16 protein-coding genes are annotated in these 20,019 nt (G+C 65.0%); 10 read left to right on the plus strand and 6 right to left on the minus strand.

Annotated features, from left to right (window positions below; genetic code table 11):
* Positions 1–34 precede the first annotated feature (34 nt).
* The gene (gene gyrB, locus E5222_RS14250) at positions 35–2,569 is read left to right on the plus strand and encodes a DNA topoisomerase (ATP-hydrolyzing) subunit B (RefSeq protein WP_136694473.1); all 2,535 of its coding nucleotides are present in this window, start codon (positions 35–37) and stop codon (positions 2,567–2,569) included.
* Between the two features lie 71 nt (positions 2,570–2,640).
* On the plus strand, positions 2,641–3,711 hold the full coding sequence (locus tag E5222_RS14255) for an AI-2E family transporter (protein WP_136694474.1): 1,071 nt from the start codon (positions 2,641–2,643) through the stop codon (positions 3,709–3,711).
* Between the two features lie 9 nt (positions 3,712–3,720).
* Here E5222_RS14255 and E5222_RS14260 read toward each other — a convergent pair whose 3' ends face one another.
* Genes E5222_RS14260 through E5222_RS14270 form a run of 3 tightly spaced genes read right to left on the minus strand, consistent with a single transcriptional unit; the run spans position 3,721 to position 6,435 of the window.
* Entirely contained in the window at positions 3,721–4,332 is a 612-nt protein-coding gene (locus E5222_RS14260; protein ID WP_246021803.1) for a lysophospholipid acyltransferase family protein, read from the minus strand.
* Between the two features lie 22 nt (positions 4,333–4,354).
* Positions 4,355–5,395 (minus strand): alpha/beta hydrolase, encoded by a 1,041-nt coding sequence (locus tag E5222_RS14265; RefSeq protein WP_136694475.1) that lies wholly within the window; start codon positions 5,393–5,395, stop codon positions 4,355–4,357.
* 5 nt (positions 5,396–5,400) lie between these two features.
* Positions 5,401–6,435, minus strand: coding sequence for an alpha/beta hydrolase (locus E5222_RS14270; protein WP_136694476.1), 1,035 nt, complete (start codon positions 6,433–6,435; stop codon positions 5,401–5,403).
* 209 nt (positions 6,436–6,644) lie between these two features.
* Here E5222_RS14270 and E5222_RS14275 point away from each other — a divergent pair, with 209 nt between their 5' ends.
* Positions 6,645–8,150, plus strand: coding sequence for a PAS domain S-box protein (locus E5222_RS14275; protein WP_246021804.1), 1,506 nt, complete (start codon positions 6,645–6,647; stop codon positions 8,148–8,150).
* Positions 8,151–8,159: 9 nt separating this feature from the next.
* Here the strand turns inward: E5222_RS14275 and E5222_RS14280 are convergent, their stop codons facing one another.
* Both E5222_RS14280 and lgt read right to left on the minus strand, forming a co-directional pair.
* Positions 8,160–9,215, minus strand: a complete 1,056-nt coding sequence (locus E5222_RS14280; protein WP_136694477.1) for a class I SAM-dependent methyltransferase — start codon at positions 9,213–9,215, stop codon at positions 8,160–8,162.
* Positions 9,212–10,093, minus strand: coding sequence for a prolipoprotein diacylglyceryl transferase (gene lgt / locus E5222_RS14285; protein ID WP_136694478.1), 882 nt, complete (start codon positions 10,091–10,093; stop codon positions 9,212–9,214). The genes E5222_RS14280 and lgt overlap by 4 nt, the downstream gene beginning before the upstream one ends.
* A gap of 160 nt (positions 10,094–10,253) precedes the next feature.
* Between lgt and E5222_RS14290 the strand changes: the two genes are divergently transcribed.
* Positions 10,254–13,031, plus strand: coding sequence for a [protein-PII] uridylyltransferase (locus E5222_RS14290; RefSeq protein ID WP_136694479.1), 2,778 nt, complete (start codon positions 10,254–10,256; stop codon positions 13,029–13,031).
* Between the two features lie 38 nt (positions 13,032–13,069).
* Positions 13,070–13,660 (plus strand): hypothetical protein, encoded by a 591-nt coding sequence (locus E5222_RS14295; RefSeq protein WP_136694480.1) that lies wholly within the window; start codon positions 13,070–13,072, stop codon positions 13,658–13,660.
* Here the strand turns inward: E5222_RS14295 and E5222_RS14300 are convergent.
* The gene (locus E5222_RS14300; protein WP_136694481.1) at positions 13,657–14,322 is read right to left on the minus strand and encodes a YggS family pyridoxal phosphate-dependent enzyme; all 666 of its coding nucleotides are present in this window, start codon (positions 14,320–14,322) and stop codon (positions 13,657–13,659) included. The genes E5222_RS14295 and E5222_RS14300 overlap by 4 nt on opposite strands.
* Positions 14,323–14,342: 20 nt before the next feature.
* Here E5222_RS14300 and E5222_RS14305 point away from each other — a divergent pair, with 20 nt between their 5' ends.
* The 5 genes from E5222_RS14305 (at position 14,343) to E5222_RS14325 (ending at position 19,939) form a co-directional block, all read left to right on the plus strand.
* On the plus strand, positions 14,343–14,879 hold the full coding sequence (locus E5222_RS14305) for a thiamine phosphate synthase (protein ID WP_136694482.1): 537 nt from the start codon (positions 14,343–14,345) through the stop codon (positions 14,877–14,879).
* Positions 14,880–15,119: 240 nt separating this feature from the next.
* The gene (locus E5222_RS14310; RefSeq protein WP_136694483.1) at positions 15,120–17,468 is read left to right on the plus strand and encodes an FtsK/SpoIIIE family DNA translocase; all 2,349 of its coding nucleotides are present in this window, start codon (positions 15,120–15,122) and stop codon (positions 17,466–17,468) included.
* A gap of 73 nt (positions 17,469–17,541) precedes the next feature.
* On the plus strand, positions 17,542–18,171 hold the full coding sequence (locus E5222_RS14315; protein WP_136694484.1) for a hypothetical protein: 630 nt from the start codon (positions 17,542–17,544) through the stop codon (positions 18,169–18,171).
* Positions 18,168–19,403, plus strand: coding sequence for an SGNH/GDSL hydrolase family protein (locus E5222_RS14320; RefSeq protein WP_136694485.1), 1,236 nt, complete (start codon positions 18,168–18,170; stop codon positions 19,401–19,403). The genes E5222_RS14315 and E5222_RS14320 overlap by 4 nt, the downstream gene beginning before the upstream one ends.
* Before the next feature lie 11 nt (positions 19,404–19,414).
* Positions 19,415–19,939, plus strand: coding sequence for a hypothetical protein (locus E5222_RS14325; RefSeq protein ID WP_136694486.1), 525 nt, complete (start codon positions 19,415–19,417; stop codon positions 19,937–19,939).
* Positions 19,940–20,019 lie beyond the last annotated feature (80 nt).

Raw genomic sequence — 20,019 nt, forward strand, 5'->3', positions numbered from 1 at the left:
TGGGAATCGGGCCTGTCGTCCCTATATGTGCTGGATGACTGACAATACCGAAAATACCCCCGATTCCGGCAAGCGCATGGGCGAATATGGCGCCGACAGCATCAAGGTCCTCAAGGGCCTCGACGCAGTGCGCAAGCGTCCCGGCATGTATATCGGCGATACGGACGATGGATCGGGCCTGCACCACATGGTGTTCGAGGTGTCCGACAACGCGATCGACGAGGCGCTGGCGGGCCATTGCGACCTGGTGCTGATCGAACTGAATGCCGATGGCTCCGTCTCGGTCGAGGACAATGGCCGCGGCATCCCCGTGGGCATGCACAAGGAAGAAGGCGTGTCGGCGGCAGAGGTCATCATGACCCAGCTGCATGCCGGCGGTAAGTTCGAGAACACCAGCGACGACAATGCCTACAAGGTCTCGGGCGGCCTCCACGGCGTGGGCGTCTCCGTCGTGAACGCGTTGTCCGAATGGCTGGAACTGGTCATCTGGCGCGAGGGCAAGGAGCACTGGATGCGCTTCGAGCATGGCGATGCCGTCGCCCCGCTGGAAGTGCGTGGCGATGCGCCCAAGGTGGACCGGAACCCCGACGACAACGGCTTCAAGAAGGGAACCCGCGTCACCTTCAAGGCCAGTGAGGAGACCTTCAAGAACGTCATCGAATTCGATTTCGACAAGCTGGAGCACCGCTATCGCGAGCTCGCCTTCCTCAATTCGGGCGTGCGCATCCTCATCCGCGACAACCGGCACGAGGAAGTGGCCGAGCATGACATGTTCTACGAAGGCGGCATCGCGGCTTTCGTGAAATGGCTCGACCGCAACAAGCAGGCGCTGATTGCCGAGCCGATCTCCGTTTCCGCGGAAAAGGAAGGCATCGGGATCGACGTGGCGCTGGAATGGAACGATTCCTATTACGAGAACGTCCTCGCCTTCACGAACAACATCCCGCAGCGCGACGGCGGCACGCATATCGCGGCCTTCCGCGCCGCCCTGACGCGCACGCTGAACAATTACGCCAACGCCGCAGGCCTCCTGAAGAAGGAAAAGGTCACGCTTTCGGGTGAGGACATGCGCGAAGGCCTGACCGCGATCGTCTCGGTCAAGCTGCCCGACCCCAAGTTCTCCAGCCAGACCAAGGACAAGCTGGTCAGCTCCGAAGTGCGCCAGCCGCTGGAAAGCCTGATGGGCGAGAAGATGACCGAATGGCTGGAGGAAAACCCGGCCGACGCGAAGTCGATCATCCAGAAGATCATCGATGCCGCCGCCGCGCGCGAAGCCGCCCGCAAGGCGCGCGAAATGAGCCGCAAGGGCGCGATGTCGGTGGCCTCGCTCCCCGGCAAGCTCGCCGATTGCCAGGAACGCGATCCGGCCAAGTCCGAAATCTTCCTGGTCGAGGGTGACTCGGCAGGCGGCAGCGCCAAGCAGGGCCGTGACCGCAAGACGCAGGCGATCCTGCCGCTGAAGGGCAAGATCCTCAATGTCGAGCGTGCGCGCTTCGACCGGATCATTAGCTCGAAGGAAGTCGGCACGCTGATCCAGGCGATGGGCACGGGCCTGCGCGACGAGTTCAACCTCGAAAAGCTGCGCTATCACAAGATCGTGATCATGACCGACGCCGACGTCGACGGCGCGCATATCCGCACGCTGCTGCTGACCTTCTTCCACCGGCAGATGCCGGAGATCATCAAGGCCGGGCACCTCTACATCGCCCAGCCGCCGCTCTACAAAGTCGCCAAGGGCCGTAGCGAGGTTTACCTGAAGGACCAGGCCGCGCTCGATCGCTACCTGGTCGAAGCGGGCCTGCAGAACCGCGTGCTGGAAACGGCAGGCGGCGCGCGCAGCGGCTCCGATCTGGACGACGTGGTCGCCAAGGCGCTTCGCTTCAAGAACACGCTCGCCTTCGTGCCGCGCAAATACGAGCTGCCGGTGGTCGAGGCGATGGCGCTGGCCGGCGCGCTGACCCCGGGCCTATCCGCCGCCGAGCGGACTCCGCTGATCGAGAAGGCCGCCGCGCATTTGCAGCTGGGCGACGCCGAGGCCGAGTGGTCGGGCCGCATGACCGAGGAGGGCTATGTCCGCTTCGACCGCGTGTGGCGCGGCGTCACCGACGCGCATCTGATCGAGCCCAAGTTCCTCGACAGTGCCGAGGCGCGCAAGCTCCATGCCCGCGCCGAGGAGCAGGGCGGCGTCTATGCCTCGCCCGTGCGGCTGGTCCGCTCCAGCGCCGAGACCGAAGCCCAACCCGAGACTGAGGACGAGGCTGAGGAGGCCGAGACCCCCACCGTCGTCGCGGAGGATGCGATCATCCTGCCCACCCAGCTGGTCGATACGGTGATGGCCGCCGGGCGCAAGGGCCTGTCGATCCAGCGCTACAAGGGTCTGGGCGAGATGAATGCGGACCAGCTGTGGGAGACCACGCTCGATCCCGATGTCCGCGTGCTGCTGCAGGTGAAGGTCGAGGATGCCGACGTTACGGACGAGATCTTCACCCGCCTGATGGGCGATGTGGTCGAACCGCGCCGCGAGTTCATCCAGGACAACGCCCTCAATGTCGCTAATCTCGATATCTGACGATATCGAGAACCGCTTGGGGCGCTGAACGTGGCGAACCTCGATATCTGATCGCATCCAAGGGGGAGGACATGGCAGAGGCAGGACAGACCAAGGCGATAGAGCGCGGCGGCTTCCTGCTTTTCCTCGCCCTTGTCAGCGCCGCCATGCTGGCGGTGGTCTGGCCCTTCGTCGCGCCGCTCCTGTGGGCGACGCTGGCTGCGATCATGTTCCAGCCGCTCTACCAGCGCATGCTGGCCTGGCGGAAGGGACGGGAGAACCAGGCGGCGATCCTGTCCCTCCTGGTGATCACCGTCGCGGTCATCATCCCCTCGATCATTATCGGCAGCATGGTGGTGGATGAGGCGGTGGGCGTGTTCACCGCCTTTCGCGAGGGGCGGATCGACGTGGCCGGATGGCTCGACCAGGTGATCGCCGCGCTTCCTGCAAGCGTGCAATCCTCGCTCACCGAATCCGGCTTTGGCAATCTCGCCGCCGTCACCGAACGCGCGCAGGAATTCGCCGAACAGAGCGTGGGGCTGATCGCGCGCCATGCTCTCGCCATTGGCGGCGGCGTGTTCGGCTGGGTGCTGGCTTTCGGCGTCGGCCTCTACGTCACCTTCTTCCTGCTGCGAGACGGCAAGGCGCTTGCGCCGCGCGTGCTCGCCGCCATGCCGATGGATGCGGACATCACGGCGCGCATGGCCGAACGTTTCCTCACCATCGTGCGCGCCACGATCAAGGGATCGGTGGTGGTCGGGCTGGTGCAAGGCGCGCTGGGCGGGATCACCTTCTGGATCGCGGGCGTGCCATCGGCGATCCTGTTCGCCGTGATCATGGCGATCTGCTCGCTGCTGCCCGCGCTTGGCCCCGCACTCGTCTGGGTGCCGGCGGCGATCTACCTGCTGGCGATTGGCGAGATCTGGCAGGGCGTGCTGGTGATCGTATCGGGCGTCGCGGTGATCGGTATGGCCGACAATGTGCTGCGCCCGATCCTGGTGGGCCGCGACACGGGCATTCCCGACTGGATGATTCTGGTGACGACTTTGGGCGGCATTGCCGCGCTGGGCCTTTCGGGCATCGTGCTCGGCCCGCTGGTGGCGGGCCTGTTCATCGCCGCATGGAAGGAACTGGCCGCGCAGCGCGAAGCCGAGATCGCCTGAGACGCGGCCTCAGCCCTGCATCCGCTCCTGACCCGCCGTGGCGGCGGCGATCATGGCCTTGGCATCGATCGCAGTCTCCTCATCAAGGAAGGCAAAGAGCTTCGCCATGTCGGCATGGTAATCGCCCGTCGGCATCACCGCCGGCCCCAGCCCAGCCACCTTGCGCGCATTGTCGGAAAAGCCGCAGACGAGCGGCACGCCCGCCTCCATCGCAATGCGGTAGAAACCGGTCTTCCAGCGAGAGGTGGTGCTGCGTGTCCCTTCGGGCGCGATGACCAGCATGAACTCCTCGCGCTTGCCGAATTCCTCGACCATCTGGCCGGCAATGCCGCCCGGCGCGCTGCGATCCACCGGCACGCCGCCCATCTCGCGCATGAAACCGCCCATCGGCCATTTGAACAAAGTATGCTTGCCCATGAAGGCAGGCGTCATCCCGACACCATTGGCAATGCCCATGAAGACGATGAAGTCCCAGTTGGAGGTATGCGGCACCGCCACGAAGACGCAGCGCCGCCCCTCCGGAACCGGATGCCCCTCCACCCGCCAGCCGCGGACCTTGAACAGCCACACCAGCAAACGGCGCGTGATGCGGGAGAGCAGCGAGAGGCGGGGCCCGGTCACAGAACGTCAGTCCTGCCTGCCATCACTCGCCCATATCCAGGTGCTCGGCCATCCATGGCAGGACGAGGTCCTTGAAGCGCGGCCCGATCTTGTCGGTATGCGTGCCTTCGTAGGTTTCCCAAAAGTGGTCGATGCCGAACTTCTCCAACTCCTGATGGATCAGAGTGTCGTCACGGATGAGGCCGTCCTGTTCGCCCACGTCGAGCGCGATGCCGTCGAAGCTTTCGAGGGCGGAGACGTGGCTGGAGACCATGGCGAGCGGTGAGTTGTTGGCCCAGCGCGCCAGCACCGCTTCGTCCAGCTCGCCATCTGCGGTCACCGCCCAGTCGACATAGAAGGGCGGCTTGTTGGGATTGGGCGACCAGGCGACGGCCGAGGCGAGCCCCGCGCGCATGCCGAAGCCGGACTGGTCGACGCCATCGCGCGGCACGCTGGCCATGGCGGTGGCGCTCTCCACCGTCTCGCGGCGGGCGGAGACGCAGCAGGCGCTCTGCGCCCAGATGCTATCGAACACTTCCGGATGCGTCATGGCGACGACCCAGGTACCGTATCCGCCCATCGAATGGCCGACGAGGCCGCGCCCCTCGCGCGTCGGGATCGTGCGGTAGTTCGCATCGATATAGGCGACGAGATCGGTGGCGACGAAATCGCGGAAATTGCCCGTGGTGACGCTGTTCGAATACATCGAACCGCCCATGGCGGTCAGCGTATCGGGCACAACGACGATGAACTCGCGCCCCGCAGCGGCATTCTCCGCCACGGCCGTCGGCACCTGCATATAGTCGTAGAAATCGCGACCCGAGATGGCGAAGCCGTGGAGGTAATAGACAACCGGATAACGCCGCGTCGGATCCTCATCATAGCTGGGCGGGAGCACCACCATCACCTCGCGCGCAAGCGCATTGCCTTCGAGGTTTCCTTCAAGCGAGGCGCCATGGACCATCGGCGCTTCAACGGTAATGCCAGCCGGCACCACCGCATCGGGCGCGGTGATATTCTGCGCGGCGGCGGGAAGGGCGAGCGAAGCCAGCGCCGCAGCGGCGAGCCATTTCGTGCTGTTCATGCTGCTCACTCCCCGGTCAGCGGCCGCGCCATCACGTCGAGGTGCTGCGCGAAGAAGGGCATCACATGGGTGCGGATACGTTCGCGAATGCGGTTGCCGTGATCGCCTTCGTAAAGCTCGAACTCATAGTCGACGCCAAAGCGGTCGAGCTCCGCCATGAAGGCGCGATTGCCTTCGAGCAGGAAGTCCGCATCGCCGATATCGATCGCGAAGCCTTCCAGCGATTCCAGTGCGGGGAGGTATTGCGGAAGCAGCACCATCGGCGAATTGGCGGCCATGCGATAAACCACCAGCGGGTCCATCGTGCCGTCCTCGCGAAGGCCGGTGTCGACCTTCAGAAAGTTGTCGGCGGTGGGATCGGGCGACCAGGTCGCCAGCGTGGAGACATTTGCCAGCGTGCCGAAATCGGCATTGGCAACATCCTCCTCGCTCATTTGCTCGATCGCGGCGGCCTGCCCTGCCGTGACCGGCTGCGGCGGCAGGCAGCAGGCGCTCATCATGTAGATGCTGGAGAAGACATCCGGATGCTTCATCGCCACGCGAATGGTGCCGTAACCGCCCATGGAATGGCCGGCCAGGCCACGGCTCTCGCGCGCCGCGATAGTGCGGAAATTGGCATCGACCCAGCCCACCAGGTCGCGCGCCACCATATTCTCGTAATCGCCCACGGTCGGACCGCTGGAGTAGAAACCGCCGCGCTGCTTCGAAAAGCCATCGGGCATGACCATGATGAAATCGTCGCCCACCTCGGAGGCCGCCTGCACCGCTTCCTGGATCTGGAAGCCTTCCTGCTGCGCTTCGACCGGCGCCCAGTAGCCGTGCAGGTAATAGACCACCGGATAGCGGTGATCGGTATTCTCGTCATAGCCTGGCGGGGTCACGACATAGACCTTGCGATTGGCATCATTGCCTTCGAGGTTCCCCTCGACCGACGGCGAATGGAACGTCATCAGTTCGATCCGCGCCTCTTCCTGCGCGAAGGCGGGTGCGGCGACCAGCAGGCTGGCCGCGCCCAGCGCGGCGGTGAGCGATTTCAGCATAGTTCTCCCCTCTTGCAGCCATGGGCCGGAATCGCCTGAGCGGCCGGCCGATCGGCATGGGCGCGACTGTCATGGCTTGCCGTGCCAATGTCCAGCATCTTTGCGTGTCGCGCGAGCACCAAAGCGCAGGCTTCACCCGCCCAAGCCGTTGTATACTGGCATCTCTGCCCCGCCTGCCCTAAGATCGCGGCAGGACGGTCCCCCAGACGATGCTCGATTCCCACCCCCAAGCGGCCATGCGCGAACCGGCGCCCGAGTACACGGGTGACGAGGCACGCCTGCGCGTGTTGCGGGAATTCGAGGCCGAGGCGCTGGAGGACGATCCCGAACTGCAGGCGATCGTCAATTTCGCCGCGCAGCTGTGCAATGCGCCGGTTTCGGTAGTCTCGCTGGTCGAAGGGGAGCGGCAGTTCTTCATCGCCCGCACGGGCCTGGAGGAGCGTGAGACACCGCGCGAGATCTCCTTCTGCACCCATGCGCTGGGCCAGGCCGACATGCTGGAAGTGCCCGACGCCACCAGCGATTCGCGCTTTGCGGACAATCCGCTGGTCACCGGCGACCCGGGCATACGCTATTATGCCGGCCAGCCGCTCGTCTCCGATGAAGGCGCCCCGCTCGGCACGCTGTGCGTGATCGACACCAAGGCGCATGCGCAGCCGCTCACCGCATTCCAGCGCGAGGGGCTGGCCGTACTGGCGCAGGCCGCCATGCGCCGCATGTCCGCCCGGCGCGAGGAACGCGCCGCCAGCCGCGAGATCGCCCGCAGCGAGGAACGCTTCCGGGCACTGGCCGATTCCATGCCCGACATGGCCTTTTCCGCGAACCACGAAGGCAAGTTCGATTACTTCAATGAGCGGTGGAAGGAGTTCACCGGCTTCGGCACCTTCGACGAAGAGGCGGGAAAGCGGGTCCTCCATCCCGATGAATACGATGCCATCATGGAACGCTGGGGCAAGGCGGTCGCCAATGGCGAGCCATACGAACAGGAAAACCGCCTGCGCCGCGCCGATGGCGAATGGCGCTGGATGCTGATCCGCGCCCTGCCTGCCAATGTCGCCGAAGGCCGCCGCCGCTGGTTCGGCACCATCACCGATGTGGACGAAGCGCACAAGCTGTCCGAATCGCGCGACATGCTGGCAAAGGAGCTGTCGCACCGGATCAAGAACATCTTCGCGGTGGTCAGCGGGCTGATCTCGCTGGAATCGCGCAAGCAGCCCGAACATGCCGAATTTGCCGCCAAGGTGAACGAGACGCTGCGCGCGCTGGGCCGGGCGCATGATTTCGTCCGGCCCGCCGACGGCAGCACGGGGGAGAGCCTGCTGGGCCTGCTCGACGTCCTCTTCGCTCCTTATCGCGATGGAGAGGGATCGCCGCGCGTGGCGGTCGATGGCGATGATGGCGCGATCGGCCACCGGGCGGCCACTCCGCTGGCGCTGGTGTTCCATGAGCTCGCCACCAACTCCGCCAAATATGGCGCACTTTCGACCGAGGAGGGGAGGGTTTCGCTGACGATTTCGGCCGAGGGCGATGCGTTGCGGCTCGACTGGAAGGAACAGGGAGGCCCGCCCCCGCAGGACAATGGCGAAAACGGCTTCGGCTCGCGCATGGTGGAGCTCGCCGTGACCGGGCAGCTGCAGGGCAAGTGGGAGCGGCGCTTCGAGGGCGACGGGCTGGCCGTCAGCTTCGACCTGCCACGCGAAGCGATCGCCCCCTAGCGCCGCGCTTCAGCTGGCGGCGAAACCCACCGCATCGGGCCATTCGGGGCCGACCAGCGCCATTACCTTGAACAATTCGCCCATCTGGTCCGCATCGACCAGCCGGTCGCGCGCGGAGAACAGCGCCTCGCGATGCTGCGGGGCGAATTCCGCCAGCGCATCGGCGCGCTGATCGATACCCAAGGCTTTCAGCCATGCGCCCTGCGTGGTCGTGCCAGCCCATTTCGCCCCGCGCGAGAGGGCGACCTGCTTCATCTGGTCGAAATCGACATGGGCGGTGAGGTCCGCCTCCCCCGGTGCTTCCAGCGGATCGAGCTTTGTGTGCGCGCGCACCGCCTGCAGCGTGGAGCCGAAACGCGGATCGACATGGCCATAATCGATGAACAGCGCCGCACCGCCCTGTGTCACCAGCCGACCGGCGACTTCGAGCATATTGGCGGCAGCGGCCGGACAAGTCTCGAGCACCGTCCCCACCTCCGCCTTGCGCCGCGCTTCGGGTACGGCGGCATCCATCGGCTGGCGACCGGCGACAAGCGCGAACTTCTCGCCATCGTGATCGACCATGACCTCGCGCCAGCCCGCGCCGGTCATCACCAGCTGGCGGATCGGCAGCGCATCGAGGAACTCATTGGCGACCAGCAGGATCGGCCCGCGCATCGGCACGGTGGACAGGTCGTCATGGAAGATCGCGTCCGGCACCTGCTTCAGCTGCTCGTCGCGCAGGCGGGTGGAGCCTTCGACGAGGTGGATACGCGGCACCAGCCCGTAACGCTTCATCGACCTCTGCGCATCACGGGCGAGGAAACCGCGCCCCGGCCCCAGCTCGACATAATGCACCGGCTCTGTGCGGCCGGCCTTGATCCACAGATCGGCCAGCCACAGCCCGATCAGTTCCCCGAACATTTGGCTGATTTCGGGCGCGGTGATGAAGTCGCCTTCCGCACCCAAAGCGTCACGCCCCGCATAATAGCGGGCATTGCTCTCCCCCATGAACTGCATCAGGCTGATCGGGCCGGTGGCGGATATCAGCCGCCGGAAACTGTCGGCGAGTCTCCTCTCGCTCATGCGGTCTCCGGTTCCTTCGCCTCTCCGGAGGGCACGTAGCCGCTGGAGAGCGGCGGGCGCGACAGCGCCCAGGCCACGAGGCCAAGGCCGAGCAGGATCAGCGGGATCGTCAGCCACTGGCCCATATTGAGTCCGCTCTGCGCGGCGAATTCGGACAGGTGCGCATCGGGCTCGCGGAAGAATTCCACCACGAAGCGGCCGGCGGAAATCACCGCGGTGAACACGCCCACCAGCAGTGCGGGGCGATAGCGCGCGCGGGTGAGCCAGAAGAGCGCAAGCATAACCACCACTACCAGCAGGCCTTCCAACCCGGCCTCGTAGAGCTGGCTGGGATGGCGCGGTTCCGGCCCGGCGCCGGGAAAGCGCATGGCCCAGGGCACGGCGGATTCGACCGGGCGTCCCCACAGCTCGCCATTGATGAAATTGGCGATGCGACCGAAGAACATGCCGAAGCCGACATTGACCGCGATATAATCGCACACGCGGATGAAGGAGAGCCCGCCGCGCCAGGAGACGAAGGCGATCGCCAGCACCGTGCCGATCAGCCCGCCATGGAAGCTCATGCCCCCGCCCAGCGTGTTGAACATCTCCCACGTGCCCAGCATGTCCGGCCGGTAGAAGACGACATAGCCCAGCCTTCCGCCGACGATGATGCCGATCATGCAGTAGAAGAACAGGTCGTCCGCATGGCGCTTGGCCATGGGTGCACCGGGTGCATCGAGCATCTTGCGCAGGTGCCAGTAGCCGACGATCAGCCCGGCGAGATAGGCGAGCGAATAATAGCGCAGGGTGAAGAAGCCGAGATCGATGCCTTCCTTCAGCCCCAGGTCGGCCCAGTTGATCACATTGGCGCCACTCGCGGCGAGAAAATCGAGCATTGTCAGCCTTTTGCAAGTCTGCCGGCCTCCAGAGGAGGGCCATTGCGGTTCAGGCTTCGTGCCATGGCACAGCACGCGTCAGGGCGAAAGCCCTTGGCGGCGAAGCGTTGCGGCCCCATCGGCTTTGCACATTGCGCGCGTCCGCATTATCTGCACTCCCGTGTCACAGCTGAAAGTCACTCGCCAGCGCGCCATCATCGATCGCCGCGCCCTTGCCACCGCCATTGAAGAGGTGATCGAGGAGCATGGCGCCGAAGCCGCGCGCCAGACGATCGTGGAACTGCTGCGGGCAGCGCTCGACAAGGGCCGCCAGGAGCTGACGAAGCGGCTGGCCGACAAGCCCGCCGCCGGGCACGAAATCACCAATGGCTATGCCTTCCTGGTCGACCAGATCATCCGCGTGGTGCACGACCATGTGACGGGCGACCTCTACCCCGTCGCCAACCGCACGGCGGGCGAGCGGCTGGCCTTGCTGGCCGTGGGCGGATACGGGCGCGGCGAAATGGCGCCCTATTCGGATGTCGACATCGCCTTCATCACGCCGGCCAAGCCCACCGCCTGGTGCGAACAGGTGATCGAGGCGATGCTCTATTTCCTGTGGGACCTCGGCCTCACCGTCGGCCATTCCAGCCGTTCGCTCGACGAAATGGTGCGGATGGCGAAATCCGACCTCACGATCCGCACCGCGATCCTCGAAGGCCGCTATTTGTGGGGCGACAGGGACGTCTACCAGATGGCCGAGGACCGCTTCTGGGGCGATGTGGTGCCCGGCTCCGAAGCGCAATTCGTCACCGAAAAGCTGGCCGAGCGCGAGGCGCGGCACAAGCGCATGGGTGACAGCCGCTATGTCGTCGAACCCAATGTGAAGGACGGCAAGGGGGGCCTGCGCGATTTGCAGACGCTCTACTGGATCGGCAAATATGTCTACCGCGTGCGCAGTGCCGAAGAACTGGTCGACAAGGGGCTGTTCACGCAGCAGGAGTACCGCACCTTCCGCCGTGCCGAGGGCTTCCTGCTGGCGGTCCGCAGCCACCTCCACACCATCGCCAAACGCGGCGAGGACCGGCTGACTTTCGACCTGCAGCGCGAAGTCGCCAAGCGGATGAATTACGCCGACCGGCCGGGCAAGAGCGCAGTCGAACGCTTCATGCAGTTCTATTTCCTGCAGGCCCAGCATGTCGGCAATCTGACCGGCATCTTCCTCGCCCAGCTGGAGGAGCGCACGAGCCAGAAGAAAGTCCGCCGCGGCGGCTTGCTCGACCGCTTCATCAACCGGCGCGAGCGAACCACGGTGGAAGGCTACATGCTGCGCGGCAACAAGCTCTCCGCGCCCGACGACCGCTGGTTCCGCGACGATCCGGTGCGGCTGGTCGAGGTATTCACCATTGCCGAGCGCGAGGGGCTGGAAATCCACCCCGAAACGATCCGCATGGCACGCCGCGATGCCGGGCTGATCCAGGGCAATATCCGCAAGGACGAGCGCGCCAATGCCGCCTTCCTAGAGTTGCTGAGCGGGCGCAAGGACCCTGAAACCGTGCTGCGCTGGATGAACGAGGCGGGCGTGTTCGGCCGCTTCATCCCCGATTTCGGCAAGGTCGGCGGGCAGATGCAGTTCGACATGTACCACCACTATACGGTGGACGAGCACACGATCCGCGCGATCGGCCTGCTCAGCCAGATCGAACGCGGCGAGCTGGAGGAGGACCACCCGCTCGCCACCAGGATCCTGCCCGGCCTCAAATATCGCCGCGCGCTCTATGTCGCCACGCTGCTGCACGATATCGCCAAGGGGCGCGGCGGCGATCACTCGGTGCTGGGCGCGGAACTCGCGCTGCGCATCTGCCCGCGCATGGGGCTGACCAAGGCGGAGACCGAGCTGGTCAGCTGGCTGGTGCGCTATCACCTGCTGATGAGCGCCACCGCCTTCAAGCGCGACCTGTCCGATCCCAAGACGATCGAGGATTTCGTCGAGGAGGTGGACGACCTCGAACATCTCGGCCAGCTGACCGTGCTCACCATCGTCGATATCCGCGCAGTCGGCCCTGGCATCTGGAACAGCTGGAAGCGGCAGCTGCTGGGCGAGCTCTACACGCTGGCCGAGGAGAACCTGCGGTTGGGCGAGGATGACGAGGCGCGGCGGCAGAAGCGTTTCGAGGCGAAGCGCGCCGCGGTGGCCGAATTGCTGGGTGACGAACACAGGCACCTAATCGGCGAGCTCGATAGCCGGTTCGATCGCGATTACTGGATGGCCGAACCTGCCGACATCATCGCCATCAACCTGCCGCATTATGCCGCGGCCAAGCGGCTGGAGGACTCACTCTCCATCCACACCGAATATTACCCGGCGCGCGGCGCCACGCTGATCACCGTGATGGGCGACGACCATCCCGGCCTGTTCTTCCGCATCGCCGGCGCTATCAGCCTGGCGGGCGCGAACATCATCGACGCGCGCATCCATACCACCAAGGTCGGCAAGGCGGTCGACAACTTCCTGGTGCAGGACCCGCTCGGCAAGCCGTTCAAGGAAGAGCAGCAGCTCACTCGATTGAAGAAGAAGATCGAGGATGCGCTGATGGGCAAGATCGACATGGTCGGCAGCCTCGCCGCACGCCCGCTGCCGCGCACGCGGGCGGAGCATTTCCGCATCGCCCCGCTGATCCTGTTCGACAATGAGGCGTCCGAACGCTTCACTGTGATCGAGGTCAACGCCACCGACCGCCCCGCGCTGCTCAACCGCCTGACGCGCGCGATGTTCGAATGCAGCCTGATCATCAACTCCGCCCACATCACCCAATATGGCGAGCGCGCGGTGGACACCTTCTATGTGACCGACCTGTTGGGCGACAAGATCTACAGCAAGGACCGTCTGGCCAAGGTCGAACAGGCGCTGCTCGATGCGATTGCGGCGGGCGAGCCGAAGGTGGAGGCGGCGGAGTAGAGTGCGCCGAGCACACGCATGGAATTGGGGGGACAGGCATGAGTGGTAAAGAAGAGTTCGAACCCGTCCGCGGCCCACGCTTCGATATCCTGCAAGATGGCGAAGGTGAATGGCTGGTTGCGAGAGGCCAAAACGGCTGGGTCGTGAAGCTGTTCGTGATACCCTTTCTGGCGCTTTGGCTGACAGGCTGGTCGTTCGGCGGCATCGCAGCGATAAATGCGCTCTTCAATTCGGAGAAATTCCAGCTTTTCCTGCTCGTCTGGCTGGTTGGCTGGGTCATTGGCCTCGCCTTTGCCCTCTCCTGGCTGGGCTGGTTGCTGGCTGGAAAAATGCGTTTGGCAGTTCGCCATGGCGGGCTGGAGTTCCGCTGGGCCATGCCCCTGCTCTCCGGCATCCGTCGTTATAACGTGCGCGAGATGAGAAACCTTAGGCCGGCAGGCAGCATGTTCGGAATGCATATTCCATCATTGCAGCCAAGTGCGCCGCCCTTCTTTCCATTCCAGCAGGGTGGCATCCGTTTCAGCTATGGTGGGAGAAGCGTGACCGTGATGCATGGGTTGGACGAAGCCGAAGCGGAAATCGCCATCGCATGGCTCAAGCAACGCCTCCCCAGCGCTGAAAGCCGCTAACCCCGCTCCCCGAACAGCGCGGTGCCCACGCGCACATGCGTTGCGCCTAGCATGATGGCGGTGGGGTAGTCCCCGCTCATGCCCATGCTGAGGCCGGTCAGGCCATCGTCGCGCGCCAGCTTGTCGAGCAGGGCGAAGAAGGGCGCGGGTTCGATCCCGAGGGGCGGAACGCACATCAGGCCGGCGAGCGGGATATCGGCTTCGCGCGCCTGTTCCACCAAGGCGGGAACATCGGCGATCGCGCAGCCGCCCTTTTGCTCCTCATCGCCGATATTGACCTGGATGAAGCAGGGAATGCGGCGGCCAGCCTTTTCCATCGCTTTCGCCAGCGCCTTCACCAGGCTCGGCCGGTCGAGCGAGTGGATGCAATCAAACAGCGCCACCGCATCATCGGCCTTGTTCGATTGCAGCTGGCCGACGAGGTGCAGCTCCACGCCCTCGTAACGCTGCTTGAGCTGCGGCCACTTACCCTGCGCTTCCTGCACGCGGTTCTCGCCGAAGACGCGGTGCCCGGCATCGAGCAGCGGGGCGATGGCGTCGGCATCATGCGTCTTGCTGATGGCAATCAGCGTGACCTCGGAAGGCTCGCGGCGGGCGATTGTGCAGGCCTTGGCGATCTCGCCCTGTACTTCGGCCAGAAGATGGGATGCATTTGCGCTCATGCGCGCGCTATAGCGCGGCCATGGCTTTGATCCAGTCCTTCCCCGATCTCTGGCTGGTGTCAGACCAGCGCAACGACGCCGCGCTGGAGGCAGCTCTCGCCCGCCTGCCGCGCGGGAGCGGCTTTATCTATCGCCACTACCACCTGCCCGATGCCGAGCGGGTGGAACGCTATTTCCAGCTCGCTGCCCTTGCCCGGCGGCGCGGACATGTGGTGGTGCTGGCCGACAGCGCCCTGACGGCGCGCGAATGGGGCGCGGACGGGATCTATGGCGCACCACTGGCGCTCTATCCGCGCCGCGACGATTTGCTGCGGCTGGCGACAGTGCATGACATGGCGGAGATCGCGCAGGCCAACCGCATGGGCGCCGATGCCGCGCTGCTCTCCCCCGCCTTTGCCACCCGCAGCCACCCAGGCGCGCCATCGCTCAGCCCCTTGCGCTTCCGCATGCTGGCAAAGCATGCGCAGATGCCGGTGATCGCGCTGGGCGGGATGGATGCGGCCAAGGCGAGGCGGCTCGATTGGCAACACTGGGCCGCCATCGATGGGTTGAGCTGACCGCTGTACAATCCCGCCCTGGATTGCCGCGTCCCCTGGAACTAGTCCGGGGTCCTCACAATGACGGAAATTTGAAGTCACGGCAGTCATAGGCCGAACGGCCGCCCGCAGCGGGGGCAGCTTGCCTGCCCGTCTAGCGAGGACGCCTGCCCGGATGGGCAGGCGAAAAGCAAAAGATTTGACGCGGACTCGCCAAGGATTCACAATGCGCGCCCGCGGGACGAAATAGGAACATCGATCATGGCGACACGCGCCCGCAATTCGGCGCAGGCAAGTGACTGGAAAGTGGCGTTTCGCCGCTCGCTGGCGCGCATCATGCAGATGAGCGGGTCAGTGATCCTGTTCGCGCTGCTCGCTTTCCTCACCCTGTCGCTGATCAGCTACAGCCAGACCGATCCCTCGCCGTCCACCGCTGCGGGCGAGGTGGTGCAGAACTGGATGGGCAAGCCCGGTGCATGGGCGGCCGAACGGGCGCTGTGGTCCTTCGGCTTCGTCTCCGTCCTGCTGCTGCCGCTGCTCTACGCCTTCGCGCGCAAGCTGTGGCGCGATTCCGAGCGGTTGGACGAGGAGGAGGATCCCATCGTCCAGCGCAAGTGGTGGCATACCGTGCTGGTGCTGCTCGCGGGCATGACGCTGCTTTCGGTCGCACTCGCTTTGACGAGCGAATCGCAGGGCTGGCCGCTTCCCGCAGGACCCGGCGGCATCATCGGCCTGCTGGGTGAAGGCGGCCTGCACGCGCTGGCCGGACGGCTGCCCGAAGCTGCGCAATTCTGGACCATCCTTGCAGGCGGTGCGGCCTCGCTGCTGGGCGGCGCGCTGCTTGCGGGCAAGGTCTTCGCGATCGACTGGGCGGGCCTGCTGACCCTGCCCGAATGGCTGAAGCGCGCCCCTGCCCTGCCGCGCAGCACCGCCAATCCGTTCAAGGAACAGGCCGAGAAACGCAAGGCAGCGGCGGAGAAGAAGCCGGAGCCGGTGACGCTCGCCCCGTCGGACCGCAAGCCGCCCGAAATCGTCGATCCCTCCGCCCCGCCCAAGCCTGCCAAGCAGAACACGGCCAAGCAGAAGGACCTGTTCGCCGAATACGACCTGCCCAGCCTTGACCTGCTGGAGGATCCGCCGAAGAATCAGGCCCCCGCGCTCGACAAGCTGGCGCTGGAGAGGAATGCCCGCCTGCTCGAAAACGTGCTCGACGATTTCAACGTGAAGGGCGAGATTACCGCCGTGCGCACCGGCCCGGTGGTGACCATGTACGAGCTGGAGCCCGCACCCGGCATCAAGGCCAGCCGCGTGGTCGGCCTTGCCGAGGATATTGCGCGCAACATGTCCGCCATCTCCGCCCGCGTCTCGCCCATTCCGGGCAAGACGGTGATGGGCATCGAACTGCCCAATGCCGACCGGCAGATGGTCAGCTTCAAGGAAATGGTCGCATCGGAAGCCTTCGCCGATTCCAAGGGCAGCCTGCCGATCATCCTCGGCAAGGATATCGCAGGCGAACCCGTGGTGGCGGACCTTGCCGCGATGCCGCATCTGCTGGTCGCCGGCACCACCGGTTCGGGCAAGTCGGTCGGCCTCAACTGCATCCTCTTGTCGCTGCTCTACCGCTTCAGCCCCACCGAATGCCGCATGATCCTGATCGATCCCAAGGTGCTGGAGCTCAAGAGCTATGACGATATCCCTCATCTCCTGAGCCCGGTGGTGACCGAGCCGCACAAGTCGGTCCGTGCGCTGAAATGGGCGGTCGAGGAGATGGAGAAGCGCTATCGCATGATGTCGGATATCGGCGCGCGCAATATCGGCGGCTTCAACGAACGCGTGAAGGCCGCCGCCGCCAAGGGCAAGCCGCTCGGCCGCCGCGTGCAGACCGGCTTCGATCCCGACACGGGCGAGGAACTGTTCGAGGAGAGCCAGCTCGATTACGAAGTGCTGCCGCAGATCGTGGTGATCGTGGACGAGCTGGCCGATTTGATGGTCACCGTCGGCAAGGAGATCGAGGTGCTTATCCAGCGCCTGGCGCAGAAGAGCCGCGCCGCCGGCATCCACTTGATCATGGCGACGCAGCGCCCCTCGGTCGACGTGATCACCGGCGTCATCAAGGCCAACCTGCCCACCCGCATCGCCTTCAACGTCACCAGCCGCATCGATTCCCGCACCATCCTGGGCGAACAGGGCGCTGAACAGCTGCTCGGCAAGGGTGACATGCTGTTCAAGCCCACTTCGGGCGCGTTGAAGCGCGTTCACGGCCCCTTCGTCTCCGACGAGGAGGTGGAGCAGGTCGCCAGCCACTGGCGCGGGCAGGGTGAGCCCGATTACGTCGATTCCGTGACCGAGGAGCCGGAAGATGGCGGCTTCAATTTCGAGGACGAGTTCACCGCCTCCGACAATCCGGAAGAGCGCAAATACCTGCAAGCCTGCCAGATCGTGTGGGAGAACCAGAAGGCCTCCGGATCGTGGCTGCAGCGCCAGCTGGGCGTAGGCTACAACACCGCCGCCAAGCTGATCGAGCGGATGGAGGAGGATGGCATCGTCGGCCCCGCCAACCATGTCGGCCGCCGCGAAATCTACCGCGACCGGGATGGCAACCCGCTCTAGGGCACCGCCGACAAGGCCTCTTCCACCTGCGGCTCGGCTGTGCCAACCTCTTTGCCAAGAGGAGAGGACATCCATGGCCAGCAAATACGAACAGGCGGTCTATGACTGCATGAACCCCACGCTCGACCTGCTCGAGAAGACCACCAACCCGCATCACCGCGCGATCTTGAAGAACTATTGCCGCCACGTGCACCTGGAAGGCGCGGCCATGTTCGAGGAGATCACCGCGCCCGACATGATGGCGGACGATCCGGTCTATCACATCACCTGGGGCGACAGCCCCTTCCAGGTGAAGGGGCGCAAGGGCGTGTTCGATTTCTACTCCAGCATCGGCGAGATCGTGCTGTGGAATTCGGGCGACAAGGTCGCCGTGGCCGACTGGGGTATTGCCGACGAGATGTGGTTTCACCAGATGTCCACCGGTGCCGAGCTGAAGAAGCTGGGCCACAAGGTGGAGAAGGATGACGGGCTCTACCTCGTCCATTCGCTGCAGGCCTTCATCTGGCCCTATGACGAGAACGCGCTGCTGAAGGGCGAACATCTCTATGAGGACAAGTCGACCCTCACCATCGAGGAGATCGACCCGGCGGACTACATGACGCCCGAACGCGTGCGCGAAATCCACCGCGAATGCCTCGCCGATCTGGAGGAGCGCTGGGGCGCGAATTACTGGGTGTGGCAGCGTGAAGGAGTAGCCGCATGATCCGTCTCGCCATCGCCGCCGGCCTGCTCGCCGCCGCCTCCCCCGCCTTGGCGGAGCATCACGCCGAGGGCACATGGGTAGGCAGCTGGACCGCCAGTCCGCATGCGCCGCTCACCACCGAAGGCCCCTTTGCCGCGGCATCCTATGAAGATGTGACGATCAGCCAGGTGATCCGCCTGTCCGAAGGCGGCAGCAAGCTGCGCGTGCGCTTCACCAATCGCTATGGCCCCGCGCCGCTCGCCATTGGCGAGGCGCGGATCGTCCTGCTCGACGATGATGGAAACGAGGTTGCCGGATCGAGCCGCCCACTGACCTTCGGAGGAGAAGCAGGCGCGGTGATCCCGCGCGGTGCGCCTTTCGCGAGCGACGTGGTCGACCTTGAAACGCAGGATTTTCAGAAGGCCAAACTGGTCTTCTACCTGCCCGAGGATACCGGCCCCTGCACCTGCCACCTCACGGGCCTCGACACGCTCGCCGTCTCCGCCCCCGGCAACCATGTGGGCGCGGATTTCGAGCCTGCCTCCACCGCCATGTATCGCGCCTTCCTGCACACGGTGGAAGTGCTGTCACCCGACGCGCAGGGCACCATCGTGACCTATGGCGATTCGATCACCGACGGCGTTGGCTCGACGCCGGGCGCAGACCGCCGCTGGCCCGACGTGCTGGCGGAGAGGCTGGAAGCGGCGGGCATGGAATATGCCGTCGCCAATGCAGGCATTTCGGGCAATCGCGTGCTCAGCCCCGGCATGGGCGAAAGCGCGCTGTCGCGTTTCGACGAGGACGTGCTGAGCCTGCCCAATGTCACGCACATGATCATCTTCGTCGGCGTCAACGATATCGGCAACCGCTACGGCCCGGTGCAGGGCGGCGTGGGCGGGTTCACACTCGACCAGCCGCAGATCGACGCTAGCCAAATGATCGCCGGCTACCGCCAGCTGATCGCCCGCGCGCATGAAAAAGGCATCAAGGTGATCGGCTCCCCCATCGGCCCCTATAAGGGCGCGAGCTACTGGAGCGAGGAAGGCGAAGCCGCGCGCCAGACGATCAACAACTGGATCCTCAATTCGGGCGAGTTCGATGCGACCGTGCGGCTGGACACGGCCTTCGCCGACCCCGCCGACCCGGCACAGATGCGCGAGGGCTATCACATGGGGGACTTCCTGCATGGATCGGACGCCGGGTTGAAGGCCGTGGGCGAGATTATCGATCTGGGGCTGTTTGCGGGCGGATAAGGGGCAGGCGATTGCGTAACGCAGTCACTCCGGGCAGCCTCGGCCTCTCCGCAATCGCCTTCCTGCTGGTGGCGACGGTGCTGTTCGGCAGCCCGTTCAAGCCACTGCTGTTGGCATCTTACGGAACGCCGCGGCTGGGAGCGCCATATTGGCCTGCCATCGCTCTGGGTGGGCTTGCCCTTGCCGCTGCGGCCTTCGCCCGATGGTCGCAATGGAAGCTCCCGCTATTCGCGGCGCTCGCCCTCGCCATACCGACGCTCTTGGTCGGCCTCTATGCGGACCATCTGCGGGCGCAGGCCTTCGCGGAATTCGAAGCCGATCAGGAGTTACAGCACAGCTTCTTCCGCTCGATCCGTGAGGCCCCCAAGGAATTCCAGCTCTACTTCCACGGCGCCGCGATGAAGGACTGCATGCCCTATGGTTGGAGCTATCGCGACATGGGCTTCTATCCCCTGCCTCCACAGGTCGCAGCGAATGTCTTGCCACGCGATTGGCTTGAGGAGTGTGGCTCTGGATTCCCGCCTGCGCGGGAATGACGTGAGTGCGGTGGTCGCAATCACTGGATAACTCGCCGCAAGCGCCTTCCCGCCCGCTCCTGCCTCGCCTAATTTCCCTC

The organism is Alteraurantiacibacter aquimixticola, from assembly GCF_004965515.1.
Classification (GTDB): domain Bacteria; phylum Pseudomonadota; class Alphaproteobacteria; order Sphingomonadales; family Sphingomonadaceae; genus Alteraurantiacibacter; species Alteraurantiacibacter aquimixticola.